At 69.4% G+C, this 24,537-nt stretch carries 28 protein-coding genes; 15 read left to right on the top strand and 13 right to left on the bottom strand.

The window, feature by feature from the left end:
- Positions 1 to 98 precede the first annotated feature (98 nt).
- The gene (locus ACGFNK_RS28300) at positions 99 to 914 is read right to left on the bottom strand and encodes a YhjD/YihY/BrkB family envelope integrity protein (RefSeq protein WP_393420309.1); all 816 of its coding nucleotides are present in this window, start codon (positions 912 to 914) and stop codon (positions 99 to 101) included.
- Between the two features lie 51 nt (positions 915 to 965).
- Positions 966 to 2,315 carry a hypothetical protein gene (locus tag ACGFNK_RS28295; RefSeq protein ID WP_393420307.1) on the bottom strand — a complete coding sequence of 450 codons (1,350 nt, stop codon included), beginning with the start codon at positions 2,313 to 2,315 and terminating at the stop codon, positions 966 to 968.
- Positions 2,316 to 2,720: 405 nt separating this feature from the next.
- On the opposite strand from ACGFNK_RS28295, the gene ACGFNK_RS28290 reads away from it, so the two are divergent.
- A complete protein-coding gene (locus ACGFNK_RS28290) occupies positions 2,721 to 3,362 on the top strand; it encodes a potassium channel family protein (protein WP_393420305.1) in 642 nt (213 codons plus the stop codon).
- Positions 3,359 to 4,783, top strand: coding sequence for a DUF2252 domain-containing protein (locus tag ACGFNK_RS28285; RefSeq protein ID WP_393420303.1), 1,425 nt, complete (start codon positions 3,359 to 3,361; stop codon positions 4,781 to 4,783). Before ACGFNK_RS28290 ends, ACGFNK_RS28285 begins: the two co-directional genes overlap by 4 nt.
- A gap of 230 nt (positions 4,784 to 5,013) precedes the next feature.
- Here ACGFNK_RS28285 and ACGFNK_RS28280 read toward each other — a convergent pair whose 3' ends face one another.
- The 4 genes from ACGFNK_RS28280 to ACGFNK_RS28265 all read right to left on the bottom strand — a co-directional run bounded on the left by ACGFNK_RS28280 (position 5,014) and on the right by ACGFNK_RS28265 (position 8,535).
- A complete protein-coding gene (locus ACGFNK_RS28280) occupies positions 5,014 to 5,211 on the bottom strand; it encodes a hypothetical protein (protein WP_393420301.1) in 198 nt (65 codons plus the stop codon).
- Between the two features lie 125 nt (positions 5,212 to 5,336).
- On the bottom strand, positions 5,337 to 5,864 hold the full coding sequence (locus tag ACGFNK_RS28275) for a hypothetical protein (RefSeq protein WP_393420299.1): 528 nt from the start codon (positions 5,862 to 5,864) through the stop codon (positions 5,337 to 5,339).
- An 18-nt stretch (positions 5,865 to 5,882) separates the two neighbouring features.
- On the bottom strand, positions 5,883 to 7,511 hold the full coding sequence (locus ACGFNK_RS28270) for an MFS transporter (protein ID WP_393420421.1): 1,629 nt from the start codon (positions 7,509 to 7,511) through the stop codon (positions 5,883 to 5,885).
- A gap of 364 nt (positions 7,512 to 7,875) precedes the next feature.
- The gene (locus tag ACGFNK_RS28265) at positions 7,876 to 8,535 is read right to left on the bottom strand and encodes a hypothetical protein (protein ID WP_393420297.1); all 660 of its coding nucleotides are present in this window, start codon (positions 8,533 to 8,535) and stop codon (positions 7,876 to 7,878) included.
- A 147-nt stretch (positions 8,536 to 8,682) separates the two neighbouring features.
- On the opposite strand from ACGFNK_RS28265, the gene hemL reads away from it, so the two are divergent.
- The 9 genes from hemL to ACGFNK_RS28220 all read left to right on the top strand — a co-directional run bounded on the left by hemL (position 8,683) and on the right by ACGFNK_RS28220 (position 18,358).
- The gene (hemL, locus tag ACGFNK_RS28260; protein WP_386349612.1) at positions 8,683 to 9,999 is read left to right on the top strand and encodes a glutamate-1-semialdehyde 2,1-aminomutase; all 1,317 of its coding nucleotides are present in this window, start codon (positions 8,683 to 8,685) and stop codon (positions 9,997 to 9,999) included.
- Complete coding sequence (locus ACGFNK_RS28255) at positions 9,996 to 10,670, top strand: histidine phosphatase family protein (RefSeq protein ID WP_393420295.1); 675 nt, start codon at positions 9,996 to 9,998, stop codon at positions 10,668 to 10,670. Before hemL ends, ACGFNK_RS28255 begins: the two co-directional genes overlap by 4 nt.
- Positions 10,671 to 10,852: 182 nt before the next feature.
- Positions 10,853 to 12,124, top strand: coding sequence for a hypothetical protein (locus ACGFNK_RS28250; protein ID WP_393420293.1), 1,272 nt, complete (start codon positions 10,853 to 10,855; stop codon positions 12,122 to 12,124).
- Positions 12,125 to 12,190: 66 nt separating this feature from the next.
- Positions 12,191 to 12,832, top strand: a complete 642-nt coding sequence (locus ACGFNK_RS28245) for a TlpA family protein disulfide reductase (RefSeq protein WP_393420291.1) — start codon at positions 12,191 to 12,193, stop codon at positions 12,830 to 12,832.
- 54 nt (positions 12,833 to 12,886) lie between these two features.
- Complete coding sequence (locus ACGFNK_RS28240) at positions 12,887 to 13,624, top strand: cytochrome c biogenesis CcdA family protein (RefSeq protein ID WP_393420419.1); 738 nt, start codon at positions 12,887 to 12,889, stop codon at positions 13,622 to 13,624.
- A gap of 3 nt (positions 13,625 to 13,627) precedes the next feature.
- Positions 13,628 to 15,418: a cytochrome c biogenesis protein ResB gene (locus ACGFNK_RS28235; protein ID WP_393420290.1), complete on the top strand. Its 1,791-nt coding sequence runs from the start codon at positions 13,628 to 13,630 to the stop codon at positions 15,416 to 15,418.
- A complete protein-coding gene (ccsB, locus tag ACGFNK_RS28230) occupies positions 15,415 to 16,536 on the top strand; it encodes a c-type cytochrome biogenesis protein CcsB (protein WP_393420288.1) in 1,122 nt (373 codons plus the stop codon). The genes ACGFNK_RS28235 and ccsB overlap by 4 nt, the downstream gene beginning before the upstream one ends.
- Before the next feature lie 122 nt (positions 16,537 to 16,658).
- Complete coding sequence (locus tag ACGFNK_RS28225) at positions 16,659 to 17,285, top strand: RNA polymerase sigma factor (RefSeq protein WP_393420286.1); 627 nt, start codon at positions 16,659 to 16,661, stop codon at positions 17,283 to 17,285.
- A complete protein-coding gene (locus ACGFNK_RS28220; RefSeq protein ID WP_393420284.1) occupies positions 17,282 to 18,358 on the top strand; it encodes a CU044_5270 family protein in 1,077 nt (358 codons plus the stop codon). The genes ACGFNK_RS28225 and ACGFNK_RS28220 overlap by 4 nt, the downstream gene beginning before the upstream one ends.
- 34 nt (positions 18,359 to 18,392) lie before the next feature.
- Here ACGFNK_RS28220 and ACGFNK_RS28215 read toward each other — a convergent pair whose 3' ends face one another.
- From ACGFNK_RS28215 to ACGFNK_RS28195, 5 genes are all read right to left on the bottom strand, one after another.
- Positions 18,393 to 18,812, bottom strand: a complete 420-nt coding sequence (locus tag ACGFNK_RS28215) for an SHOCT domain-containing protein (RefSeq protein WP_393420282.1) — start codon at positions 18,810 to 18,812, stop codon at positions 18,393 to 18,395.
- Positions 18,813 to 18,917: 105 nt separating this feature from the next.
- Positions 18,918 to 19,265, bottom strand: coding sequence for a carboxymuconolactone decarboxylase family protein (locus tag ACGFNK_RS28210; protein ID WP_386349638.1), 348 nt, complete (start codon positions 19,263 to 19,265; stop codon positions 18,918 to 18,920).
- A gap of 70 nt (positions 19,266 to 19,335) precedes the next feature.
- A complete protein-coding gene (locus tag ACGFNK_RS28205; RefSeq protein WP_393420280.1) occupies positions 19,336 to 19,593 on the bottom strand; it encodes a hypothetical protein in 258 nt (85 codons plus the stop codon).
- Between the two features lie 84 nt (positions 19,594 to 19,677).
- The gene (locus ACGFNK_RS28200; RefSeq protein ID WP_393420417.1) at positions 19,678 to 19,815 is read right to left on the bottom strand and encodes a DUF397 domain-containing protein; all 138 of its coding nucleotides are present in this window, start codon (positions 19,813 to 19,815) and stop codon (positions 19,678 to 19,680) included.
- Positions 19,757 to 20,716, bottom strand: a complete 960-nt coding sequence (locus ACGFNK_RS28195; RefSeq protein ID WP_393420278.1) for a Scr1 family TA system antitoxin-like transcriptional regulator — start codon at positions 20,714 to 20,716, stop codon at positions 19,757 to 19,759. The genes ACGFNK_RS28200 and ACGFNK_RS28195 overlap by 59 nt, the downstream gene beginning before the upstream one ends.
- Before the next feature lie 140 nt (positions 20,717 to 20,856).
- On the opposite strand from ACGFNK_RS28195, the gene ACGFNK_RS28190 reads away from it, so the two are divergent.
- Genes ACGFNK_RS28190 through ACGFNK_RS28180 form a run of 3 tightly spaced genes read left to right on the top strand, consistent with a single transcriptional unit; the run spans position 20,857 to position 21,936 of the window.
- Entirely contained in the window at positions 20,857 to 21,084 is a 228-nt protein-coding gene (locus ACGFNK_RS28190) for a hypothetical protein (RefSeq protein WP_393420276.1), read from the top strand.
- Between the two features lie 2 nt (positions 21,085 to 21,086).
- Complete coding sequence (locus ACGFNK_RS28185) at positions 21,087 to 21,278, top strand: hypothetical protein (RefSeq protein WP_386340559.1); 192 nt, start codon at positions 21,087 to 21,089, stop codon at positions 21,276 to 21,278.
- Positions 21,279 to 21,318: 40 nt separating this feature from the next.
- Positions 21,319 to 21,936 carry a TOPRIM nucleotidyl transferase/hydrolase domain-containing protein gene (locus tag ACGFNK_RS28180; RefSeq protein ID WP_393420274.1) on the top strand — a complete coding sequence of 206 codons (618 nt, stop codon included), beginning with the start codon at positions 21,319 to 21,321 and terminating at the stop codon, positions 21,934 to 21,936.
- 43 nt (positions 21,937 to 21,979) lie between these two features.
- Here the strand turns inward: ACGFNK_RS28180 and ACGFNK_RS28175 are convergent, their stop codons facing one another.
- Together ACGFNK_RS28175 and ACGFNK_RS28170 are read right to left on the bottom strand one after the other, a co-directional pair.
- Complete coding sequence (locus ACGFNK_RS28175) at positions 21,980 to 22,957, bottom strand: isopenicillin N synthase family dioxygenase (RefSeq protein ID WP_393420272.1); 978 nt, start codon at positions 22,955 to 22,957, stop codon at positions 21,980 to 21,982.
- Positions 22,938 to 23,396, bottom strand: coding sequence for a nucleoside deaminase (locus ACGFNK_RS28170; RefSeq protein ID WP_393420270.1), 459 nt, complete (start codon positions 23,394 to 23,396; stop codon positions 22,938 to 22,940). Before ACGFNK_RS28170 ends, ACGFNK_RS28175 begins: the two co-directional genes overlap by 20 nt.
- Positions 23,397 to 23,629: 233 nt before the next feature.
- Here ACGFNK_RS28170 and erm point away from each other — a divergent pair, with 233 nt between their 5' ends.
- The gene (gene erm / locus ACGFNK_RS28165; protein ID WP_393420268.1) at positions 23,630 to 24,427 is read left to right on the top strand and encodes a 23S ribosomal RNA methyltransferase Erm; all 798 of its coding nucleotides are present in this window, start codon (positions 23,630 to 23,632) and stop codon (positions 24,425 to 24,427) included.
- Positions 24,428 to 24,537: the final 110 nt, after the last annotated feature.

Below are 24,537 nucleotides of genomic sequence, written 5' to 3'. Positions count from 1 at the left end.
TGTCTTCAGCGTGGGCACGGTCAGGGCCGGGTGGCCTCACCCGACGCGGGTGAGCCTGCGGGCGGCCCGGCACTCGATGGATGCGTTCCTGCGGCAAATCAGGGTTCTGTCCGTGTACGGCGAGGGACGGCGGCTGTCCGATACCAGTCGGAGGAGGCGACGTACTGGCCGAGGGCGAGGCCCGAGACGGCCACCAGGAACACGGCGATCAACCAGGAGAGGAACGTGAAGACGGGCCCCAGCGGGCCGAACTCCTGCAGGCTGCGTTCCATGACCGCGGGCAGGAACAGGCCGGCGGCCCAGCTCAGCACGACCGTGCCCGTGCCCGCGAGCAGCGCTCCCGGCAGCAGGTTCCGCCAGCCGATCCTGCCGCCCAGCAGGAGGTGCTGGGACCACCACCACAGCAGAGTCGCCGACAGCACGGACAGCACCCCTCCGATCACCGGGCCGCCGCCGAACCCGCTGCGCAGCGGTGCCTGGACCAGGAGGACGCCCAGCCAGACGAGCAGCCAGAGCAGCCAGCGCCAGACCGCGGCTCGCACCGGTGTCCGGGGCATGTGCCAGCACCGCTCGCATACCGCCTGAAGCGCCCGGCTGAAGGCCGTGGCGGACACGAGAGTCACCACCACGCCCACAGCTCCGGCGGCGTCCCGTGGTGTGCCGGTGGCGGTGAAGGCACGGCGTACCTCGTCGAGCGTGTCACCGCGCACCCCCAGAACCGCACGGAGGGAGTCGGTCAGCAGGTCCTGCACCCCTCGGGGGGCGAACGCCGCGACGGTCATCAGCAGCGGCAGCGCGGTGATGAAGGCTTGCGCGGCCAGCCGCACGGAGCCCTCCACGACGTTGAGCGCCGACAGGCGGGGAAGCAGCCGGGCCACCGGACCGGATCGCAGGCTCGCCAGGATTCGCTCCATGGCAGTGCGCCTGCGGGACGCCGGGGCGGGGCCGGGTTTGCTTGCCATGGCTCACGGGGCCGCCGCCCGGTCCTCATGCCCGGCGGTCGGGCCCGCGGCGGCCGCGAGGACCGCCACCACGATCAGGACGGCCAGGGCGATGCCCAGAACGAGCGCCACCGCTCCGACCGTGGGGTGGTTCCAGAGCACCAGCGCCAGCGCTCCCGCCGCGATGACGGCACCCGTGGTCCATGCCCGGTGGTCCGTCAGCCAGCGTCCGGTGGACCCGGTGCGCACTCCGGCGCGGTGCAGCCCCCGGCCGGCGGCCGTCGTGCCCCTGTCCGTCACCGTGCGGACGGCACGTGCGGGACGTCCGGGACCGTACAGGTACGCCACCAGTGCCGTGATCACCGCGACGACCAGCAGGGTGCGCGTGCTGTCGCGCAGGAACCGGACGAACGTGTCGTAGATCGCCGCGGCCGCGTCGGTGGGCAGCGCCGTGGGCGGGACCGAGTCCAGATAGACCCGTCGGACCACGGCCAGCGCGACGAGCAGCACCACCATCATCACGCCGACACCCGTCGCGGTGATCATCAGCGTCACCCGGTGTGCCGGATTGCTCCACACGGCGAGCGCGGCGAGTACGACGGTCAGGACGGGCAGCCAGGTGCCGAGGATGTCCAGCAGCCGCATCGTGTCCTGCGCCTTGCCCAGTTCCTCGGTATGGAACAGCGTGATGGTCCGGTCGGTGTCCGGGATGGCGGCGGCCTTGTCGAAGCCCGCGTCGACGAGCCGCTCCCGTACCTCGTCGACGACCGCTCCCACGTCCAGCTGGACCGTGTCTCCCTCGGCGCGCAGCGCACCCTCCCTTTCACCGGTGAGCATGTTCACCACCGCGGCGTGCGACCGCCGGTTGGCGCCCTCCCACACCTGCTGGAAGACGTCGCCGGTGATCACGCGGGTGACGGTGCGGTCCACGACGGTCCTGACCGCTTCGCGCAGCGGCCCCTCCAGGGACTCGGCCCCCTCCACCACGCGGGGTGGCGCCCCGGCGTCCTGGAGGACCCTGGTGAGCGAGTCCGTCACCGCCGCGACGTCCACGTTGGCCACCACACGGTCCGTGAGCCGGTTGATCACGACGTCCTGCACGGGTGGCTCGGACGCCAGCGGCGCGACGGTCTCCACGTACCTGTCGGTGTCGGAGACCGTGTCCTGGACCCAGGCCGCGACGACGGCCAGGGGCGCGAGCAGCAGGGCCAGCAGGAGGAGGACCGAGGAGCCGGCCCGGCGTACCCGCCGGTGGCGCACCGCCGCCTGACGGCGCAGTCGCTCGTATTCCGCTCGCTCCTCGGCGGTCATGACGTGTTTCCGGTGCGAGGCTCCGCCGGAGTCCGGCGAATCCGGGGTCGCGGCCGGTTTCATGTGTGCGCCTTTCCGTGTGTGCGCTGCCCCGGCCCCGAAGGCCGCCGGTCGGGACGACCGTGGTGGGCGATCGCACGGGCCCGGTGCGTTTGTCGCGCGCGCCGGAGCGGCGGGTGCGGTGTCAGGCCGTCTCGGCGGGGGAGTGCGGCCCCGTGGGATGCGTCTTTCGGAGCGCGGCACGCCACGCGAGGGCGACCACCGCTTCGCCCGACGGGGCGGTGTCCGAGGGGGCGGTGGCCGAGGGGCGGTGTAGCGAGGACCTGACCGCTCCAGGGTCACGCCTGTCACCCGGTGCCGGGATCACCCACCACGGGTGATCCGGTGACGCCGCCGGGGCGGTGAGGTGGGAATCTTCCGGCGCCCCGCCCATCGGCCTTCCGGCCGGACGGAACGAAGAGGCACGAGATGAGCGATCCGAGCGCTGCCTTGACGGACGGCACCCGGTCCGGGCCGGACGCCCACCGGCGGCGCCTTCGGCTCCGCCCCCGCCGGTGGGCGGCGATCGTCGCCGTGGCCCGCGCCGTGCTCATCGCTGCCGGCCTCGTCACCGCCTACTACCTGCTGCCCCTGGACGAGCGCCGTACGGCCGGTGCGTCGGCGCTGCTCGTGTGCGGCCTGGTGGCGGTGCTGCTGGTGTTCGGGTGGGAAGTGCGGGCCATCGCGCGCTCACCCCACCCACGCCTGAAGGCCATCGAGGCCCTGGCCGCCACGCTGGTGCTGTACCTGGTCCTCTTCGCCGGTGCCTACTACCTGCTGGACCACTCCACCCCGGGCTCCTTCAGCGAGCCGATGACCAGGACGGACGCCTTGTACTTCACTCTCACCACCTTCAGCACCGTCGGCTACGGGGACATCACGGCACGCTCCCAGACCGGGCGCGTGCTGACGATGGTGCAGATGGCGGGAGGCCTGTTGCTCGTGGGTGTCGCCGCACGGGTGCTGGCGAGCGCGGTCCAGGCGGGGCTGCGCCGGCAGGGCCGCGGGCCGTCGGCGGAGCCGCGAACCGGCACAGACGCCGGGACGCCGGACCGGGAGGCCGGACCATGACCGTACCCAGCGCTTTCACCGCCTCCCTGTCACCGGCCGAGCGAGCGGAGTACGGCAGGAACGCGCGCAGGCGGGCGTCGCGTTCGTGCCATGGCTGGTACGAGACGGCGCAGCGGCGACCCGACCCGGTCGAGCTGATAGAGCATCAGTCGGTCGAGCGAGTACCGGAGTTGGTGCCGATCCGCTACGGCCGCATGCTCGAGTCGCCGTTCCGCTTCTACCGCGGCGCGGCCGCGATCATGGCAGCGGACCTGGCGCCCCTCCCCAACACCGGGCTCCAGGTGCAGCTCTGCGGGGACGCCCACCCGCTGAACTTCCGGCTGCTCGCCTCGCCGGAGCGCCGTCTGGTCTTCGACATCAACGACTTCGACGAGACGCTGCCCGGGCCGTTCGAATGGGACGTCAAGCGGCTGGCGGCCGGCTTCGTGACGGCAGCCCGCGCGAACGGCTTCTCGCTCAAGGAACAGAACAGCACCGTGCTGGCCAGCGTGAGGGCGTACCGGGAGCGGATGCGCGAATTCGCCGGTATGCGCACCCTGGACATCTGGTACGCCCAGGACGACGCCGACCGGCTGCGGGAACTGCTGGCTTCGTCGAACGACAAGTCGCTGGACAGGGAGGCCAGGCGCCGCACCGCCGAGGCCACGGCGCGGGCCCGCACGCGTACGCACCTGAGGGCCTTCGAGAAGCTCACCCGCGTCACGGCCGAGGGCCGGCGCATCGCGCCGGACCCACCGCTGATCACTCCGCTCGGCCAACTGCTGCCCGCCGACTCGTCCGAAGCCGGGACGGAGAAGGAACTCCAGACCCTCCTGGGCGAGTACGCACGGACCCTGTCGTCCGAACGCCGGCACCTGTTGCATCACTACCGTCTGGTGGACATGGCCCGGAAGGTGGTGGGCGTCGGCAGTGTCGGCACGCGCTGCTGGGTGCTGCTCCTGCTCGGCAGGGACGACGACGACCCCCTGCTGCTGCAGGCCAAGGAGGCCCAGGAGTCGGTGCTGGCAGCCCACACGGGTGGCGAACGCTACGACAACCAGGGCCGCCGGGTGGTGGTCGGACAGCGCCTGATGCAGACCACCAGCGACATCTTCCTGGGCTGGACGCACGTCGTGGGCCTCGACGGGCAGGGCCGGGATTTCTACGTGCGCCAACTGTGGGACTGGAAGGGCATCGCACGGCCGGAGACCATGGGGCCGCGCCTGCTCTCCCTCTTCGGCCGGCTGTGCGGGGCATCCCTGGCACGGGCCCACGCCCGCTCGGGCGATCCCCTCGCCCTCGCCGCCTACCTGGGCGGCAGCGACCGCTTCGACCGCGCGCTCACTGCGTTCGCCCAGTCCTACGCCGACCAGAACGAGCGGGACTTGGAGGAGCTGGAAGCCGCCTGCCGCTCCGGCAGGATCAGGGCCGAGCGGCTCTGAGGACCCTTGCCCGGTCACCATGCGAGGTCGCCCGGCGTCAATGAGGAGGCAAGGGCAAGGGGAGCGTGTGCCCCACGGCGGCTGGGCGGCAGCACCGCCGTTCCAGGGGTCTTCCGGGCACGGACACCGTCATCAGGACATGTGCACGGCTTGCCGTCCAGCGGGCGGGCCGGTGCTTGCTCATGGCCCTCCGAGCGATCCGGCATCGCATCTGTCCATGTCCGGTCCCGTCACTCCGGCACCTGCCGCATCTCCACGACGCGCAGTCCCAGTGACTGGCAGCGCGCCAGCAGCCCGTACAGGTGCGCCTCGTCCACGACAGGGCCGAACAGGACGGTCTGACCGGACATCACCACGTGGCCCAGCTCCGGGAAGGCTTTGGTCAGCGTTTCCGACAGGTGTCCTTCGACTCGGATCTCGTAGCGCATGAGCTGTCCTCCCCTCGACTGCCTGGGACAGGCGGACGGCGCCCTTCCCTGCGATCGTCCGCTTCCGCCCTCCTTCGGGCCTCACCCGGTACAGGTGACCGTCGCCCGGCGAAGGACGCCACAGATCAATGCGTCAGAACGATCTTGAAGGAGATGATCAGCAGACCGAGCAACAGGTTGACCGATGCGGTGGCGGCCACAAGCCGCCGCGAAGCACCGGCGCGGCGTGCCGCGGCCACGGACCAGCCCACCTGACCGGCCACGGCGACGGAGAGCGCCAGCCAGAGGGCACCTCGCACGTCCAGGCCCAGGAGCGGGCTGACGGCGACCGCGGCGGCCGGCGGGACGGCGGCCTTGACGATCGGCCACTCGTCACGGCACACGTGCAGCACGACACGGCGGTCCGGAGCCTGTTGCGACAAGCGCGCCCCGAACAACTGGGCATGCACATGCGCGATCCAGAACACCACGCCGGTGAGCAACAGCAGCAGCACCAGCTCGGTGCGCGGGAACTCGCCCAGCGATCCGGCGCCGATCACCACGGAGGCCGCGAGCATGGATCCGTAGACGCCGCCCGTGTAGTCCGCGCGGGCCCGGCGCTCGGCACGGCGCTCCCCGCGGGCCGTGGCCGGGCCGGTCCTGGTTCTGGACACCGGTGACTCCCTCCGGACTCAGCGCGTCGGTCCGGTCGCTCCGGCCGGAGCGTCGGTGTCCGGCTGCCGCGGACGGCTTCCTTGAGCCGTCGGCAGGTGCGGAGTGACCAGGAAACTGGCGAGAGCGATGCCGCCGGTGGCAAGGATCGCCGCCTTCAGACCGTCCAGCTGCGCGGAGGCGTAGGAGTCCGCGACGGCGTCGACCTCGGACGACGGCAACCCGGCACGCTCGGCCGCCGAGCGCACCTGATCGGTGGAGACGAAGGTGATCCCCGCCTGGAGAGTGACACCGACCTGCTCTTGGGTCTCTTCGGACAGCCGCGGGTTGTCCGCCACCTGCGTGGTGAAGGCGTGGGCCAGCGCACCGATGAGGATCGACCCGATGAGTGCGGTGCCCAGCGCGGAGCCCAGATTCTGTGCCGTGAACTGGAGTCCTCCGGCCTCACTGCGTTCCTCCTCGCCGACGCCGGACTGGACGACGTTGCCCAGCTGCGAGGCGAGCAGGCCGACGCCCACGCCCAGCAGGGCCATGGCTCCGGCGAACTGCGCGTCGTCGATCACCGGGTCGATGGTGGCCAGCAGCCACACGATGGCCGCCACCAGGGTCGCCAGGGCCAGCCGGACCACCCTGCGCGGCCCCCACACCCGTCCCAGCGAGGACGCGGAAAGAGAGGTCACCAGCATGGTGGCGGACACGGGCAGCAGGCGCAGCCCCGTCTCGAAGGCGTCGAACCCCTGAACCACCTGCAAGTACAGCGGGATGGTGAAGAACAGCCCCAGCAGGATGAGGTTCTGGCTCAGCAGCGTCATCAGGCCGGACCGAAGCACGGGTCTGCCCAGCAGGGACAGGTGCACGAGAGGGTCGGCGCCCTGGTGTTCCCGCCGCCGCTCCCAGTGCCGGAAGAGGGCCAGAACGGCCGCCCCGGCGCCGACGACGAACAGCGTCGGGGCGAAGCCGAAGACGGTGAAGGGAGGATTGCGGGGCTGCACCCATCCCCAGGTGCTGCTCTGCAGCACCCCGAGCACGCCCAGCCCCAGTCCGGCCGCCGAGAGCACCGCACCGACCCCGTCCAGCCGGGGGCGCGGGCCGGTCCGGGGGGACTCCGCGATCATCCGGCGGCACAGCAGGACGGCCGCGACGACCACGACCTCGCCGGCGAAGACCAGCCGCCAGGTGAGGTACGTCGTCACCCAGCCGCCCAGCAGCGGGCCGACCGCGATCCCGGCGCCGGCGAGCCCGCCGATGACCGCGTAGGCGACGGCCCGGTCCTTCCCGCGATACGACTCCGCGACGAGGGCGGCCATGGCCGGCAGCACCATGGCGGCTCCCAGTCCCTCGATGACGGACCAGCCCAGCGTGAGCACCCACAGAGTGGGTGCCACGGCGGTCAGGGCCGACCCCACGCCGTAGACGGCCAGCCCCAGAAGGAACATGCGACGACGCCCCAGGATGTCCCCGAACCTGCCGCCGATGATCATGAACGCCGCCATGACCAGCGCGTACAGAGTGATGACGGCCTGGATGGCGGTGACCTCCGTGTCGAAGTCCTCGACCAGCTGACTGATGGACACGTTCATGACGGAGGTGTCCAGGACCATGAGGAACTGGGCCGTACCCAGGACGATCAGAGCCCGCCAGTGCTTCACGCTGTCCACCTCGCCGAGTCGGCCGGTACGCAGGCGGAGTCGGCCGGGCAGTGGCCGGCACACGCCCCGCCGCTCCTGCCCATCGCATCCGAAGTACGCGCCTCGTGCCTCACCCGCGACGGGGGAAGGGCAGCACTCCTGTGATGTCCGGCCGGCGGGGAGCGCCGGCGCCGAACCCTCTCACCGACGCGCGTTCACAGCAGCCGGAGGTCGCGCGCGGCACACCGCGTCGCCTCGCCGGTTCACCGCCGGCTTCCGGCGAAACCAATGTGCCCTCAACGCGCCCTGGCCGCCTGACGGCCCCTCTCCGGCACTGAAAAAGGCGAGGCCCGAAGGCCCCGCCCGCCACGAGTGAAATCCCAGCTCAGGGCCACACCAGGCAATACGGCTGATGCCCCGCCTCGTGCAACCGATGGCTGAAGTCCTGCCACTCGTGCAGCAGCTGGTACACGTTGAACGCGTCGCGCGGCCCGCCCCGGTCCGGGACCGTCGACCAGATGAAGGCCGCCGCGCCGACCGCCTCCTCGCCGATTCCGCGTAGGGGGTCTACGACCGTCATGGGGAGCTTGACTACGGCGTAGTCCGGGTGAAGGACTACGAGTTCGAGCGGAGGGACCTTGTTCAGCGGGACGCCCTCTATGCCGGTGAGGACCATCGCGGCCATCGTCTCCGGCTTGATCTTCGTGAACATGCCGTTCATGCCGAGCTCGTCGCCGCCGAGTTCCTCAGGGCGCATGGAGATGGGGACACGGGCGGCTGTCGCGCCGTCCGGGGCCCCGAAGTATTTGTACGTCACCCCCACCCGGCCACCATTCCTGCTCTCTGCCCGAGGGGCATCGATCCGACGGATCCCGTTGAGTCCGTCGATCCGCTCGCCCGGCTCGGGCTCACTCTCCGTCTGCCGTACCTCGCGGGTTTCGCGTGTTTCGGCCGCCGCTTCCGCCTCGCGCCGGTGCCTTCCCCGCCGGGCACGACGAGGACCGAGGTCATCGGTCCCCTCGCCCAGTCCGCCACCGCGATGCATATCTCCACCCGACTGCTTTTTTAAGGTGCGTAACCCCCGCCACGCAACCCGATCATCATGTCAGTGACCTCCCCCACGACCGCCCGCCGAAACGTGCGTTGAAACACCTGTCCGCAGGATCTTCTGGGCCTCTGACACCATGGCTGTGTGAACTATCCGTACGAATACGACGCCCCAGTTTCTCATGCTCTTTTCAACCGTGCGGCGGCCGTCACACCCGGCGGCGTGAACTCTCCCGTGCGAGCGTTCCGTGCCGTGGGTGGTACGCCCCGGTTCATGGTGTCCGGCACCGGTCCGTACCTGACCGACGCCGACGGAAGGGAGTACGTGGACCTTGTCTGCTCCTGGGGGCCGATGATCCTCGGCCACTCCCACCCGGATGTGATCGCGGCGGTCCAGGCGGCCGTGGCCCGCGGCACGTCCTTCGGTACGCCCGGTGAGGGCGAGGTCGCGCTCGCCGAGGAGATCGTCGCCCGCATCGAGCCCGTCGCACAGGTCCGGCTCGTCTCCAGCGGCACCGAGGCGACCATGTCCGCGATCCGTCTCGCCCGCGGCTACACGGGGCGGGCCAAGGTGATCAAGTTCGCCGGCTGCTATCACGGGCATGTGGACGCCCTGCTGGCCGCCGCGGGAAGCGGACTCGCCACGTTCGCGCTGCCCGACACCCCCGGCGTCACCGGTGCCCAGGCCGGGGACACCATCGTCCTCCCGTACAACGATCTCGACGCCGTGCACGAGGCCTTCCGCGCCCACCCCGGCCAGATCGCCTGCGTGATCACCGAGGCGTCGCCCGGGAACATGGGCGTCGTGCCGCCGGAGCCCGGCTTCAACCAAGGGCTCAAGGATGCCTGTGCGGAAAACGGCGCGCTGTACATCTCCGACGAGGTCATGACCGGGTTCCGGACCAGCAAGGCCGGATGGTTCGGGATCGATGGCGTACGTCCTGATCTCATGACCTTCGGCAAGGTCATGGGCGGCGGCTTCCCGGCCGCCGCCTTCGGTGGACGGCCGGATGTCATGGCGCACCTCGCGCCCGCCGGCCCCGTCTACCAGGCGGGCACCCTCTCCGGTAACCCGGTCGCCACCGCCGCCGGGCTCGCCCAGCTGCGGCTGCTCGACGACGCGGCGTACGAGAAGGTCGACGCGGTGTCCGAGCAGCTCCGCACGCTGGTGTCGGACGCGCTCACCAAAGAGGGTGTGGCGCACCGGGTGCAGAACGCCTCGAGTATGTTCTCCGTGTTCTTCACCGACCGCCCCGTCAAGAACTACGAGGACGCGAAGGCGCAGGAGTCGTACCGCTTCACCGCGTTCTTCCACTCGATGCTGGCGCAGGGCGTCTATCTGCCCCCGTCGTCCTTCGAGTCCTGGTTCGTCTCGACGGCTCACGACGAGCGGGCGGTCCAGCGGATCGCCGACGCCCTTCCGGCGGCGGCACGGGCAGCAGCGGAGGCCACGGCAGCATGAGTGACATCACCGTCGTACACGTGGTGCGGCACGGCGAGGTCGCCAACCCGGACGGGATTCTGTACGGGCGTCTGCCCGGCTACCACCTGTCCGAGCTGGGGCTGCGGATGGCCGAGCGGGTCGCCGAGCACCTCGCCGCCAGGGACATCACGCACGTCGTCTCGTCGCCGCTGGAGCGGGCGCGGGAGACGGCCGCCCCGGTCGCCGAGAGACACGGCCTGGACCTCGCGACCGACCGCCGGCTGATCGAGGCCGGCAACGTCTTCCAGGGCAAGACCTTCGGCGTCGGCGACGGTGCGCTGCGCCGGCCCGAGAACTGGAAGCACCTCCTCAACCCCTTCAGGCCGTCCTGGGGCGAGCCGTACATGGAGCAGGTCGTACGGATGATGGGGGCGCTGGACGCCGCCAAGGACGCGGCGCGCGGGCATGAAGCGGTGTGCGTCTCGCACCAGTTGCCGATCTGGATCGTGCGCAGCTACGTGGAGCGGCGCCGGCTGTGGCACGACCCGCGCAAGAGGCAGTGCACACTCGCCTCGCTGACGACGTTCACCTACCAGGACGACAAGATCGTCTCCGTCGGCTACACCGAGCCCGCTCGTGATCTCGTACCCGCGCATCTGCTGGCGGGGGCGAAGCCGGTCAAGGGTAAAGACAAGGCTTTTGGGGCGTAGGCGACGGCCAATCGCGCCCTCTCGTTCCATTTTGTCTGTCACAATTTCATACCCGTCATGCACGGGAAATGTGACGCTCTTTTCAGGAACCCCCATGTTCGTCGCGCCCTCTAATCCGGTGTCATCCGGCACGGAACAGCGCGACGAACGGGGCGGGAATGCGCCACATCACACGACGGGGAATGCTGGGACTCGGGGCCGGTGCTGCGGCGGCTGTGGGACTCGCGGGCTGCGGTACCGAATTGGGAAACGGTTTCGGCGGTGACGAAGGTTCCGAAAAAGACCCCGGCAACAGCAACGGCAACAGCAACGGCAAGGGAAGCACCGACCGCCCCATAGGTGACGGCTCCACCGCCTACACCGGCAAGCAGCCCAACCAGCCCCCGAAGCCCGAACCCCTCGAACCCGGCCAGACCCCGCCGCAGTTCGTCGTGTTCTCCTGGGACGGTGCCGGAGACGTCGGCAACGGCCTCTTCGAGCGGTTCCTGAACCTCTCCGAAGAGCACGACGCACACATGACGTTCTTTCTCTCCGGACTGTATCTCCTGCCCGAGTCGAAAAAGCGCAAATATCTTCCGCCGAACAATGCGCCGGGCGCCTCCGACATCGGTTATCTGACCGACGACCACATCAAGTCGACGCTGAAGTACGTACGGCAGGCCTGGCTCGACGGCCATGAGATCGGCACGCACTTCAACGGCCACTTCTGCGGCGGCACCGGCACCGGCGCCAACTGGACACCCAAGCAATGGCGCAGCGAGATCGACCAGGCGAAGTCCTTTGTCAAAGAGTGGCGTACGAACACGGGCTGGACCGATCTGCCCGCGCTGCCCTTCGACTACGAAAAGGAACTCATCGGCGGCCGCACGCCCTGCCTGCTCGGCCAGGAGAACCTGCTGCCCACGGCCCGCGAACTCGGCTGGCGCTATGACGCCTCCTCGCCCGGCGGCCGTCAGCAGTGGCCCGGAAAGACCCAGGGGCTGTGGGATCTGCCGCTCCAGGGGATCCCGTTCCCCGGCCACACCTTCGAGGTCCTCTCGATGGACTACAACATCCTCGCCAACCAGTCCCTCAACTCCACCCAGGCCCCGCCCGCCAACTACCCGGGCTGGCGCAAGCAGGCCACCAAGGCGTACATCGCCGGATTCGATCGGGCATACGAGACGAATCGCGCGCCCCTCTTCATCGGCAACCACTTCGAGGACTGGAACGGCGGCATCTATATGGACGCCGTCGAGGAAGCCCTCAAGTACATGGCCGGCAAGAAGGACGTACGACTCGTCTCCTTCCGGCAGTTCGTGGACTGGCTGGACGTACAGAAGCCGGAAGTGCTGGCGAAGCTTCAGTCGCTCGATGTCGGGCAGCAGCCGGTGGGTGGCTGGAACGCGTACCTCGGAGATGTCACCGCGAGCTCCTCGAAGGGGTCCGTGAAGGGGTCCGAAAAGGCCGCCTGAAATGCGGGTTTCCACCCGTGAGGGGGGTGCGCAAGATCCCCGGAGCGGACATGCGAAACTTTTCACATGAGTGCCGCAAGCCACGCCCCCCAGCGCTCGAACCGCACCCGTTCCTCCACCCGTACGCGCAGTCGCGCCGCCCTGTTCACCAGTGGGGCCGCCGTCACGGCGCTCTTGCTGCCCGCGTGCGGATCGGGCGGTACGTCCGGGGGGTCGGGCAACACCGGCTTCGTCACCGGCACCGACGGCATCGCCACCGTCGAGAAGGCCGAGCGGGCAGCGGCCCCCGAGCTGTCCGGCAAGACCATCGACGGCGAGGAGCTCGATGTCGCCGACTACAAGGGCGACATCGTCGTCCTCAACGTCTGGGGCTCCTGGTGCGGGCCCTGCCGCCTGGAGGCGAAGAACTTCGTCAAGGTCTCCGAGGACCTCAAGGACCAGGGCGTACAGTTCGTCGGCATCAACACCCGCGACACCAGCACCAAACCCGCGGTGGCCTTCGAGAAGGAGTACGGGGTCACCTATCCCAGCCTGTACGACCCGACGGGCAAGCTCATGCTCCGCTTCGAAAAGGGCACGCTCAACCCGCAGGCCATCCCCTCCACGATCGTCATCGACCGGCAGGGCAATATCGCCTCGCGCTCGCTGCAGCCGCTCAGCGAGGAGAAACTCCGCAAGATGATCAAGCCGATCCTCGCGGAGAAGTGACCGCTCGTGTCCCTCCTCGCCGCCTCCGCCACCGAGCTTGCTGCCGCCACCGACATGAACGAGACCGTCTACAGCGGTGCCCTGCTGCTCGCCCTGCCCATCGCCGTCCTCGGCGGTCTCGTCTCCTTCTTCTCGCCCTGCGTCCTGCCGCTCGTGCCCGGCTATCTCTCGTACGTCACCGGAGTCGGTGGCACGGACCTCGCCGAAGCACGACGCGGGCGGATGGCCGCGGGCGCCGCTCTGTTCGTACTCGGCTTCACGGCCGTGTTCGTCTCCGGCGGGGCACTGTTCGGCTACTTCGGCTCGACCCTGCTGGACTACCAGAGCACCCTGTCCAAGGTGCTCGGCGGACTCATGATCCTCATGGGCGTCTTCTTCATGGGCCTCATGCCGAGGGTCACCCAGCGCGAATTCCGGTTCCACAAACGGCCGGTGGCCGGACTTGCGGGCGCCCCGCTGCTCGGCGCGCTGTTCGGGATCGGCTGGACGCCCTGCATCGGTCCGACGCTCGCATCCGTGCAGGCGCTGTCGTTCGACCAGGCGAGCGCGGGCCGCGGGGCCATACTGACCGTCGCGTACTGCCTCGGCCTCGGCGTGCCCTTCGTGCTTGCCGCGGTCGCCTTCCGTAAGACGCTCGGTGCCTTCGGCTGGGTCAAGCGTCATTACGCGTGGGTGATGCGCATCGGCGGCGGCATGATGATCGCGACCGGCCTGCTGCTGCTGACCGGTGCGTGGGACAGCATCGTGCAGGAGATGCAGGGCTGGTCCAACGGCTTCACGGTAGGGGTCTGATCCATGAGCACCACTGACACCGGCAAGGGCACCGCCGCGCAGGACGACAGCACCGCCGTACGGGACGACAACGAACTGGGCGCCGCCGGCTCCCAGCTCTCCACCGCCCCCCGCGAGGACGCTCCGAACCTGCCCTCGCTGGGCGTCATCGGCTGGGCCCGCTGGTTCTGGCGGCAGCTCACCTCCATGCGGGTCGCGCTGATCCTGCTCTTCCTGCTGTCGCTCGGGGCGATCCCCGGCTCGCTGATCCCGCAGAGCGGGACCGACGAGATGAAGGTCGAGCAGTTCACGAAGGACCACACCACGCTCGGGCCGATCTACGAGAAGCTCGGGCTGTTCCACGTCTACAGCTCCGTGTGGTTCTCGGCGATCTACATCCTGCTGTTCGTCTCGCTCATCGGCTGCATCGTGCCCCGCACCTGGCAGTTCGTCGGCCAGTTGCGCGGCCGGCCGCCGGGCGCGCCCCGTCGCCTGACCCGGCTGCCCGCGTACACGACATGGCGGACCGAGGCCGAGCCCGAGGCGGTCCGCGAGGCCGCGCTCACGCTGCTGAAGAAGCGGCGCTTCCGCGCGCACACCGCGGGCGACGCCGTCGCCGCCGAGAAGGGCTACCTCCGTGAGGTCGGCAACCTCGCCTTCCACATCGCGCTGATCGTGATGCTGATCGCCTTCGCCTGGGGCCAGCTCTTCAGGTCCGAGGGCAACAAGCTGATCGTCGAGGGCGACGGGTTCGCCAACACCCTCACGCAGTACGACGACTTCAAGTCCGGGAACCTCTTCAATACCGACGACCTGCCGCCGTTCAGCTTCACCCTGAAGGACTTCAAGGGCACGTACGCAAGGACAGGGCCCAACAGGGGCACGCCGCGCCTCTACGAGGCCACCCTCAACTACAGCGAGGGTGCCGACGGCAAGGAGCAGAAGGCCAAGATCGGGCCGACCGATCCGCTGAGGCTCGACGGCTCGAACGTCTACCTCGTCAGCCACGGTTACGCTCCTGTCGTCACCGTCCGGGACGCCAAGGGCGACGTCGTCTACAGCCAGGCCGTGCCGCTGCTGCCGCTCGACTCGAACGTCACCTCCTCCGGAGCGATCAAGGTCCTCGACGGCTACACGAACGCCAAGGGCGAGAAGGAACAGCTCGGCTTCAACGCCTTCTTCGTGCCGACGTTCGCCGGTGCCGGCAAGGGCCAGATGCTCTCGCAGTTCCCCGCGCTGGACTTCCCGGTGCTGGCACTGTCCGCCTACCACGGCGACCTGGGCCTCAACTCGGGGCTCCCGCAGAGCGTGTACCAGCTCGACAGGACCAACATGAAGGAGTTCAAGGACTCCAAGGGCAATCTGCTCAAGCAGCGGCTCCTGCCCGGCGAGACCATGAAGCTCCCCGGCGGCAACGGCTCGATCACCTTCGAGAAGAACGTCAAGGAGTGGGCCGGCTTCCAGGTCACCCACGAGCCCGGCAGCGGCTGGGCCCTGACCGCATCCATGGCCGCGATCTTCGGCCTCGCCGCCTCGCTCTTCATCCAGCGTCGCCGCGTCTGGGTGCGCGCCACCCCCGGCCCCGACGGCGTCACGGTCGTCGAAATGGCCGGCCTGGGCCGCAGCGAGTCCGCGAAAGTCCCCGAGGAACTGGGCGACTTGGCGGCCATCCTGTACGACACGGCTCCCGGCGCACCGGACCCAGACCCCGAGCCCGACGCCGACGAAGACCCCGAGCCGGACGGCAAGACTTCCGAAGCCGACCCCACCCCCGACCCCCAAGCCGTACCTGCCGAAGGGGCTGAGCCCAAGTGACTCTCGCCGCCGCGACCGAGCTGGCCGCCGCCACCAACGAAAACCTCGCGAACATCAGCAACACGTTGATCTACTCGTCGATGGCCGTGTACACCCTGGCCTTCTTCGCGTACATCGCCGAGTGGACCTTCGGCAGCCGCAGCAAGGTCAGCCGCACGGCAGCCGCGCTCACCGGCGACGCGAAGGGCGCGAAGAAGGACGCCAAGAAGGCCGGGGCGCCCGAGGTCACCGTGAAGAAAGCCGGTGGCACGGCCGTACTGGAGCGGCCCAAGGTCGTCACGCGGGCCGCTGCTGGTGCGCGGGACGTGCCGGACGGGCCAGGGGCGCACGGCGGGGACGAACAGGGGGACCTCTACGGGCGTATCGCCGTGTCCCTCACCGTGCTCGCCTTCTTCATCGAGTTCGGCGGCGTGCTCACACGGGCCCTGTCGGTGCAGCGGGCGCCGTGGGGCAACATGTACGAGTTCAACATCACCTTCTCCACCGTTGCCGTAGGCGTGTACCTCACCGTCCTCGCGTTGAAGAAGAACGTCCGCTGGCTCGGTCTCCCCCTGGTCACCACGGTCCTCCTCGACCTCGGTCTCGCCGTCACTGTCTTGTACACCGCCAGCGACCAGTTGGTTCCCGCCCTCGACTCGTACTGGCTCTACATCCACGTCTCCACCGCGATCTTCTGCGGCGCCGTCTTCTACGTGGGCGCGGTCAGCACGATCCTGTACCTCTTCAAGGACTCGTACGAGAACAAGCTGGTGAGCGGCGGCACGCCCGGCCGTTTCGCGACCTCCGTCATGGAGCGGCTGCCCGCCTCGGCCTCCCTCGACAAGTTCGCGTACCGCGTGAACGCCGCCGTCTTCCCGCTGTGGACCTTCACGATCATCGCCGGCGCGATCTGGGCGGGCGACGCGTGGGGCCGCTACTGGGGCTGGGATCCCAAGGAGACCTGGGCGTTCATCACCTGGGTCGCGTACGCCTGCTATCTGCACGCCAGGGCCACGGCCGGCTGGAAGGGCCGCAAGGCCGCGTACATCGCCCTCGCCGCCTTCGCCTGCTGGCTGTTCAACTACTACGGCGTGAACATCTTCGTGAGCGGCAAGCACTCGTACGCCGACGTCGGCTGAGCGCCCCCGAGGGCTGAACCCCTTCTGTTCACCGAGGCCTGACACCTTCATACGATCCGAGGCCGGTTCCATGTGACATGCGTCACGGGAACCGGCCTTTGTCGTACGGACAGGTGGGATACGTGGAGACAAACAGGGGGGACCGCCCGGAACGGCGTGAACTGCGCGTCCGCATACGGGCCGGAGACACGGAGGCGTTCGGCGAGCTCTTCGACGCGTACGCACGCTCCGTCTACAACCATGCGTTCCGGCTGACCGGCGACTGGTCGACGGCCGAGGACATCGTGTCGCTGACGTTCCTGGAGGCGTGGCGGCTGCGGGAGCGGCTGGACGCGGAGGGCGGTTCGCCGCGCCCGTGGCTGCTCGGCATCGCCACGAACGTGGCCCGCAACACGAGCCGTGCCACCCGGCGGCACGCGGCTGCCGTGTCCCGGCTGCCACCCGCCGAGGCCCAGCGCGACTTCGCCGACGAAGTCGCCGGACGCATCGACGACTTGGCGTACCTCAGGGCCGTACGCGTCGCCGTCGACCGCCTGCGCCGCCCCGAGCGCGAGGTGCTCGCCCTGTGCGCCTGGGGCGGCCTCGACTACGCAGCTGCCGCCGAGGCGCTCGGCATCCCGGTCGGCACCGTGCGCTCCCGGCTCTCCCGGGCCCGTACGAAGCTCGCCGCGGAACTCGCCGCCGGGCGCGGACAGATGAAAGACGGCCACACACCTGTGGCCGGGCCCATCCAGGAGGGGAACCAGTGACCGAGATTCCCGAGAAGGACCTCCCGCCGGGCCGTCACCGCGTCCTGAGGGAGCATCTGATGCGCGAGATCCGTGAGACCGGCACAGCGGAAGAAAAGGGCAGCAGTCCGGAGGAGGACCAGGACCTGCCCGTACGGACCTTCTGGCGCCGCCCCGCCTTCGTGGCCCCCGTGGCAGCCGCGACCCTCACCATCGCCATCGCGGTGGGAGTCGGCGTCACCCGCGACGCCGCCACCGACGTCCCTCGGCCGGGAAGCACGGACAGCCCCATGCCGCAGCCTACGATCACGAAAGACCCCGATCCGCTGCTGGAACGGCTCGCCGTGGCGGCCGGGGAAGAACGGCCCGCCGACATCAGGAACGACCAGTTCGTCTACACCAAGCGCGAGGCCTACCACTGGAAAATGGACCCCGACAAGGGCGTGCCCGGCGGCTGTGACGGGACGGACGAGGGCTACGAGTACGGCGAACGCGAACTCTGGGAGTCCGTCGACGGCCGGAGCGGGGGGCTGTCCCGGGAGCTCCAGGGCAACGGCGAGATAATCCAGCGCGAGATCGCCCGCCAGTTGCCCGGCAAGAACACCGCCAACTTCTACCGGCAGGCCGAGGAACTCCCCACCGACCCCGAGGCCATGCGCCGCTGGCTCTACGGCCTCGACCCCGGCGAGAAGCCGTCCGGCAGCAAGTCCGCGGACGCGAGCGCCTTCGCGAAGGCGGGCAACCTGCTCACCACCAACCTTCTCCCGCCGAAGGTCGCCGCCGCGCTGTACCGGGCGCTCGCCGAGATCCCCGGCCTGATCGCCGTCTCGGACGCCGAGGATGCGGCGGGCCGTACGGGAGTCGCCGTCGCGCTGGACGTGTCCGGTGCCTTTGGCACCGCGATCCGCGGGTCGCAGGGCAAGGCGCGTGCCGAGCTGATCTTCGACGAGAAGGCGTCTGCGTTCCTGGGGGAGAGCGTGGTCAACCTGGAGGCCCCGACGGAGAAGTGCGACCCGCTCGAAGCGGGGGACCTCGTCAGCTCGACCGCTGTCCTCGCCCGGGGAGTGGTGGATATGACCAGCCGGAGGCCGTGAGCCGAAAGCCGATACGGGACTGTGGATCGTCGAGTCAGTGGTGGAGGACCTTCTCCTTGGCCCGGCGGAACTCGTCCTCGGAGATGTCGCCGCGGGCCCGGATCTCCGAGAGCTTGGCGAGTTGGTCCGCCTCGCTGGGAGTGCCGGTGACGCCGACGGTCTCGCGGATGTACCGGTTGGTCTCGTCCAAGTGGGCCCTGACGTGCGCCTGTTCACGCCTGCCCATGTCCTTGCCCTTGGCAACGACATAGACGAAGACACCCAGGAACGGAAAGACGATCGTGAAGATCAGCCATCCCGTCTTGGCCCATCCGCTCATGGAGTCGTCGCGGAAGACATCGACGATGACGCGGAAGAGCAGGAAGATCCACATGACCCACAGGAAGATCCACAGGAGCGTCCAGAAGACGCCCAGGACCGGGTAGTCGTAGGCCAGGTTCACGGTGCTGCCCATTGCTTCTCCTGAAGGTGTCGGCCGTTGATGTCCAGCGCCTGCCGGGACAGGGCCGCGGCCCCTCGCACACACGGGAGGGACTCGCGGCCCAGGTCGGGCCGGTCGTTACTGGTCGTCTTCGCCGCGAAGCTCCAGCCCGAAGGCGTCGCCGATATTGCGGGCGGCGGACACGATGCGGGCGCTGCCCACCACGGGGGCGATCGCCACGAGCGTTCCCTGGATCTTCTCCAGCGGCACGCCGAGTTCCGCGGCAGTGCCGATGTTGAGGAGGTACGAGGGGGCGGAGGCGTCCATGGCCACCAGAGCCGCGATGCGTGCCAGCAGATACGTCTCCTCATCCAGCCCGGACCGCTCGAACGTGTCGAGCGTCATCTGGACGAGCGTCTCGAACACAGGCGCGTTCGCTTCGGCGAGGGCAGCGACGGCGCCCGCCCCTGTCTCTTGCTCGGCCATCTCAGGCTCCTTTCCATGGCGGTTGGCGTGACGTACGCCCTCAGGAAAGCCCGGCGCGCACCGGACGGCATCACCCGGGGCGGATGACTGGCTGACCGCCGGGGGCCGGGTGTTCTGCTGCGCCGGAGGCCGCGGCGAGGATTCCGAGAAGAGCCAGTACGAGGACGACAAGGCCAAGGACAAGGACAAGCGCCACGGCCTCGGGGGTGGGGTAGTTCCACAGCACCAAGGCGAGTACGCCGCCGGCGATGACGATGCAGTGGTCCAAGCACCGTGTGCGCCCAGCCGGCGGCCGGGCCGCGCCGATACGCAGACCGTGGCGCGCCATGGACCGGCCGTCTTGTCGACCATACCGAGGGTGTGCAGACGTCGCATTGTCGAGCGGGGGACGAGCAAGCCTCGCGACTTGTGGTCAGACGTTGAGCCCGGGTTCCCGTACGGCCGACACGAACGAAGACCAAGCTGAGCGATCGATCAACAGGACGGGTCCGTCAGGGGTTTTGCTGTCGCGGACGGGGACGACGGCGGGGAAATCGGGGGCTACTTCGATGCAGTTGCCGCCGTTGGAGTCGCTGTAACTGCTCTTGATCCATGTCGCGGCGCTGAGCTGGTCCCTGTTCATGCTGCTCATACCCCTCCATCACGCCGCTGATCAGGGCGGCGGATTCGCGGGCCGACGGAGAGTCCGCCCTGAGCACATCATAGGTCTGGCTGTGGCCTGCGTAGACGGCCGGATCATCGTTGAAATGGCCACGATCCAGCGACTCCGAATAGACCCACTCGTGCCCGTCGGGCAGCTTGATCAACGACATGGAGCCGCTGGGCCGGACGAGCCCGAGGAGACCGGCGGGGGCCACCTGAAGACGGATGTTGGGGCGTCGCCCGACGTTGAGCAGATGCGCGCACTGGTCACGCATGACGGCCGGGCTGCCCACCACGTTCCGCAGACAACTCTCGTCCAGAACCACGACGTACAACGGACTGCCCTCGGCCAGGAAGCGTTGCTGTCGGCTCAGTCGGGCCCGAACACGCTCGTCCAGCTCATCGCCGCTCGCCACGCGCGAGAACAGCGCCCGCGCGTAGTCCGGCGTCTGCAACAGCCCCGGAATGACCCGCTCCTGATACTCCCGCAAGGAAACCGCCACCGCATCCATCTCGGCCCTCCGCCGAAACCAATCCGGATGCTCCACCTGCGGATACCAATCAATCCGCCCCCACAACCGCACCAACACCCCACCCGTACCCAGCGCTTCGTCGCACTTCTTGGCGAACGTGTCCTGCGGGACCCTCGTCCCCGCCTCCACCCGCGCCACATGGGAGCGATCGCACGGGATCTCCTTCGCCAGCCCCTCCTGCGTCAGCAGTGCCGCCTCACGGAAGTGCTTGAGTAATTCCCCGAAAACGGCCCCGGTGGTGGCAGCCGAACCCCCCTCGGCATTACGTCGGCTCACAGCATCCCTCCGTGACAGTGGCCCAGTGGCACGCGTCCGGCGTTGAACACGACGCTCCGTTGCGCAACGCTTGATTCACCCAGAGTAACGAGTGATTCGCCTCTGGCAGGTGCGAACGGCAAAGAACGTACGGAGTGGAGATGACGGACGAAGCAGGGCAGCTGGAGCCGGGGGCCCTCGTCTACGACCCGGGGGCACGCAAGGTCGGGGAGTACCGCGACAAGGCGGGTCCGTACGCGATGCTGCGCCCCGTCGGCGGTGGCCGGGAGTGGGAGGCCGACCCGGCGCTGCTCCGCCCGGCGACACAGGAGGAACGGATCGACGCCTCGCTGATGGCGGCGAACCATCGCACGAAGCGGAGGGTGTGACGTTGCATCAGCCCGTTCAGCCGGATGAGCTCAACCGCCCGCCCGTCCCGACCCCCGGCTGCGCAACGTGCACCGAACTCGCCATCACCCGAGACGACGCCCGCGCCCGCGGCAACCGCAGGGCCGAAACCGACGCCGACGTCCTCCTGCGCCGCCACCAGCACAGCGACCACGCCTGCCGCACCACGCGGTAATTCCCTACCGCCGCGGCCGGGAAGGGCGGAGACTCCTGTCATGGCTGACATGGGGGCGTTCCGGGATGCGGTCATCGCGTGGGCGGCCGGTGGCCCGGGCGACCCCGCGCGCGAGCTGGCCGCGCGGCTGTCCGTCCGGGCCGCCGTCCTGCTCGAAGGGCCGAGCGACGTCGCAGCGGTCGACGCGCTGGCCGCGAGCCGCGGCCGGGATCTGGCGGCCGAAGGAGTCTGCGTCCTGCCGATGGGCGGTGCGATGAGCGTCGGGCGTTTCGCCGGCCTCCTCGGACCACCCGGCCTGGGCCTGAGCCTCACAGGACTGTGCGACGAGCGGGAGCGCAGCTACTACGTCCGCGGCTTGGAGCGTGCCGGTGCGGCACAGCAGGAGTTCTTCGTCTGCGCGGCGGACCTGGAGGACGAGCTCATCCGCGCGCTGGGCGTGACACGGGTGGAGGAGGTCGTCCGGGCGGAGGGCGACCTGCGCGCCCTGCAGACCTTCCAGAACCAGCCCGCACAGCAGGGCCGCACCTCGCAGCAGCAACTGCGGCGCTTCCTCGGCACAAAGAAAGGCCGCAAGATCCACTACGGCCGCGTCCTCGTCGAGGCCCTCGAACCCGACCGCGTGCCCGCCCCACTCGACGGCCTGCTCACCAGCCTCTGACCGCTCGGCGACCCCAAGCTCGGTAGAAACCCGGGGCTCCGCCTCAGCCGACCGAGATCGAGTCCAGCTTCTCCCGCAGATACACGTGCGAGTCCACCGGCTCGTACGCCACCCGTCCGACCGGCGCAGGCACCGACTCCACGAGCGTCCCCGGCGTGCACTCGCCGAAGTAGACCAGGGACATCAGCTCCTCGGCGGGCGCGTCCGCAGGCGGCGGCAGGACGCGGTGGCGCCCTGAGCGCCAGCGGTCGCCCGTCCAACGGGCCATCAGGTCACCGATGTTGATGGTGAACGCCTCGGCGTCGTACGGCGCGTCCTCCCAGCCGCCGCCGTCCGTGAAGACCTGCAGACCGCCCTTGCCCGCCTGCCGGTCGAGGATCGTGACCGTGCCGAAGTCGGTGTGCGGGCCGATGCGGAACTGGTCCGGCTCGGGCTCGCCCGTCACATCCCTGCCCGGATACCAGTTGATGTTGAAGCCGTAGGTCGGGTGGTCCATGTGCTTCGTGAAGAAGTCCGGCTCCAGGCCGAGGGCCTCGCCGAGGAGGGCAAGGAGGTGGTGCTCCAGCTCGGCCATCCGGGCCAGGTATTCCTCGCAGAGCGACCTCAGCCGGGGAGCTTCCTCGGGCCAGACATTCGGCGCGTACCACTCCGCGTTCACGACCGGATCCTCGAAGGGCTCGTGCGTCGCGAACGTCAGCGACTCCTTCAGGTCCGGCGGGGTCTGAGTGCCCTCCGCATAGCCGTTGGCCTCCGCGCCCGGACCGAGCCAGCCGCGACCGCCGACCCGGGCGGCGTACGGCTGCTTGACCTCGACGGGCAGCCGGAAGAAGGCGCGGGCGGAGTCCCGGATGGCCGTCCGCAGCTCGGGGGCCACGCCGTGCCCCGTCACGAGCAGGAACCCGGCGCTCTGCAGGGCCTCGTCGACGGTGCGGGCGATCTCCTTGCGGGCCGCGGGGTCGCCGGAGAGCCAGGGGCGCAGGTCGATGGTCGGGATCCGGGGCTCACTCACCGATGTCCTCATTCCACAGGGCGGGGTTGTTCTTGATGAAGTCGCGCATCATCTCGACGCACTCGGGATCGTCCAGCAGGACGATCTCCACGCCGTGCTCGGCCAGCCAGTCGTGGCCGCCGTGGAACGTCGTCGCCTCGCCGATCACCACCCGCGAGATGCCGAACTGCCGCACCAGGCCGGAGCAGTACCAGCACGGCGAGAGGGTCGTCACCATCGTCGTACCGCGGTACGACCGCTGCCGGCCGGCAGCGCGAAAGGCGGACGTCTCCGCGTGCATGGACGGGTCGTCGTCCTGGACGCGACGGTTGTGGCCGCGGCCGAGGAGGGTCCCGTCGGCGCCGTAGAGGGCGGCGCCGATCGGGATGCCGCCCTCGGCGAGCCCCGCCCGCGCCTCCTCGACGGCGGTGACGAGCCACGCGCGTGCCTGGGCCTGATCCATGCGCTCCATGACTCCACTCTCCTACGAAAAAATCGGTTGCCGAGGGGTACTTGGCGTGACGTAACTTGATCGGCATGTGCGCAGCCGCAGCTATCACCAGGACCCGCCGCTTCTAGCGGTGGGCACTCTCACACATCACGCGTAGCGATCTCGCGTAACGAGAGCATCCGCCGCTCCGGAGACCTCCCGCCGGGCGGCCCCTGCCGTGCTGCCCGGCTTCCCTTCGAAGCCGCGGAGATCCTGTGCGCACCCAGCGTCATCATCAGCACTCGCACCAGCGTCCTGGCCGTCACGAACTCGGCCAGAACTTCCTCGTCGACCAGAGCGTCATCGACACCATCGTCGGCCTCGTGACCAGTACCGACGGGCCGATCATCGAGATCGGCCCCGGCGACGGCGCGCTCACCCTCCCCCTGCAAAGCCTCGCCAGGCCCCTGACCGGAGTCGAGATCGACGACCGGCGAGCGGCCCGGCTCGATCGCCGTACGCGCCCGTCGACCGAGATCGTCCAGGCGGACTTCCTGCGCTATACGGTCCCCAGCACGCCCCATGTCCTGGTGGGCAACCTGCCCTTCCACCAGACGACCGCCATGCTCCGGCGCATCCTCAACGCCCCAGGCTGGACCGAGGCCGTCCTGCTGGTGCAGTGGGAGGTCGCGCGGCGGCGGGCCGGTGTGGGTGGGGCGACGATGATGACGGCGCAGTGGTGGCCGTGGTTCGAGTTCCGGCTCGTACGACGAGTTCCGGCGGCGGCGTTCCGGCCGCGACCCGGTGTCGACGGCGGCCTGCTGACGGTGTCCCGACGGGAGCGGTCCCTTGTCGACCGTCGCGACCAGCGGTGCTACCAGGACTTCGTCCAGAGGGTGTTCACGGGGAAGGGCCGCGGCCTGCCGGAGATGCTCACCGCCGCCGTGCCCGAGCTGCCACGGCAACGGATCCGTCGCTGGACGCGCCGGCACCGGATCGCTCCGAATGCGCTGCCGAAGAGCCTCACCGCGGAGCAGTGGGCGGAGCTGTTCCGGCTCCGGCAGCAGCGCTGATGTAGGTCGAAAGCGCTTACGGGGAACGGGATTTCACCTCGGCGGTCCGATCTCCCCACCTATGCTGAACGTGCCTGAGTGGCTACTGAGGCAGAGCATGTCTGGAGGGG

The sequence above is a fragment of the Streptomyces sp. NPDC048825 genome (genome assembly GCF_043198355.1).
Lineage (GTDB): Bacteria > Actinomycetota > Actinomycetes > Streptomycetales > Streptomycetaceae > Streptomyces > Streptomyces xiangluensis.
Note: the sequence above shows the minus strand (reverse complement) of the source record. Positions and strands in the feature narration are given on the sequence as shown.

Excerpts from the sequence above, each read along its gene's own strand:
- ACGFNK_RS28295 (WP_393420307.1), bottom strand. The coding sequence starts at position 2,315 with ATGAAACCGGCCGCGACCCCGGATTCGCCGGACTCCGGCGGAGCCTCG.
- ACGFNK_RS28240 (WP_393420419.1), top strand. The coding sequence starts at position 12,887 with ATGAACGAGACCGTCTACAGCGGTGCCCTGCTGCTCGCCCTGCCCATC.
- ACGFNK_RS28170 (WP_393420270.1), bottom strand. The coding sequence starts at position 23,396 with ATGGAGCGCATGGATCAGGCCCAGGCACGCGCGTGGCTCGTCACCGCC.
- ACGFNK_RS28175 (WP_393420272.1), bottom strand. The coding sequence starts at position 22,957 with ATGAGGACATCGGTGAGTGAGCCCCGGATCCCGACCATCGACCTGCGC.
- ACGFNK_RS28190 (WP_393420276.1), top strand. The coding sequence starts at position 20,857 with ATGACGGACGAAGCAGGGCAGCTGGAGCCGGGGGCCCTCGTCTACGAC.
- ACGFNK_RS28235 (WP_393420290.1), top strand. The coding sequence starts at position 13,628 with ATGAGCACCACTGACACCGGCAAGGGCACCGCCGCGCAGGACGACAGC.
- ACGFNK_RS28210 (WP_386349638.1), bottom strand. The coding sequence starts at position 19,265 with ATGGCCGAGCAAGAGACAGGGGCGGGCGCCGTCGCTGCCCTCGCCGAA.
- ACGFNK_RS28250 (WP_393420293.1), top strand. The coding sequence starts at position 10,853 with ATGCTGGGACTCGGGGCCGGTGCTGCGGCGGCTGTGGGACTCGCGGGC.
- ACGFNK_RS28245 (WP_393420291.1), top strand. The coding sequence starts at position 12,191 with ATGAGTGCCGCAAGCCACGCCCCCCAGCGCTCGAACCGCACCCGTTCC.
- ACGFNK_RS28255 (WP_393420295.1), top strand. The coding sequence starts at position 9,996 with ATGAGTGACATCACCGTCGTACACGTGGTGCGGCACGGCGAGGTCGCC.
- ACGFNK_RS28285 (WP_393420303.1), top strand. The coding sequence starts at position 3,359 with ATGACCGTACCCAGCGCTTTCACCGCCTCCCTGTCACCGGCCGAGCGA.
- ACGFNK_RS28205 (WP_393420280.1), bottom strand. The coding sequence starts at position 19,593 with ATGGCGCGCCACGGTCTGCGTATCGGCGCGGCCCGGCCGCCGGCTGGG.
- ACGFNK_RS28265 (WP_393420297.1), bottom strand. The coding sequence starts at position 8,535 with ATGCATCGCGGTGGCGGACTGGGCGAGGGGACCGATGACCTCGGTCCT.
- ACGFNK_RS28215 (WP_393420282.1), bottom strand. The coding sequence starts at position 18,812 with ATGGGCAGCACCGTGAACCTGGCCTACGACTACCCGGTCCTGGGCGTC.
- ACGFNK_RS28290 (WP_393420305.1), top strand. The coding sequence starts at position 2,721 with ATGAGCGATCCGAGCGCTGCCTTGACGGACGGCACCCGGTCCGGGCCG.
- ACGFNK_RS28300 (WP_393420309.1), bottom strand. The coding sequence starts at position 914 with ATGGAGCGAATCCTGGCGAGCCTGCGATCCGGTCCGGTGGCCCGGCTG.
- ACGFNK_RS28180 (WP_393420274.1), top strand. The coding sequence starts at position 21,319 with ATGGCTGACATGGGGGCGTTCCGGGATGCGGTCATCGCGTGGGCGGCC.
- ACGFNK_RS28280 (WP_393420301.1), bottom strand. The coding sequence starts at position 5,211 with ATGCGCTACGAGATCCGAGTCGAAGGACACCTGTCGGAAACGCTGACC.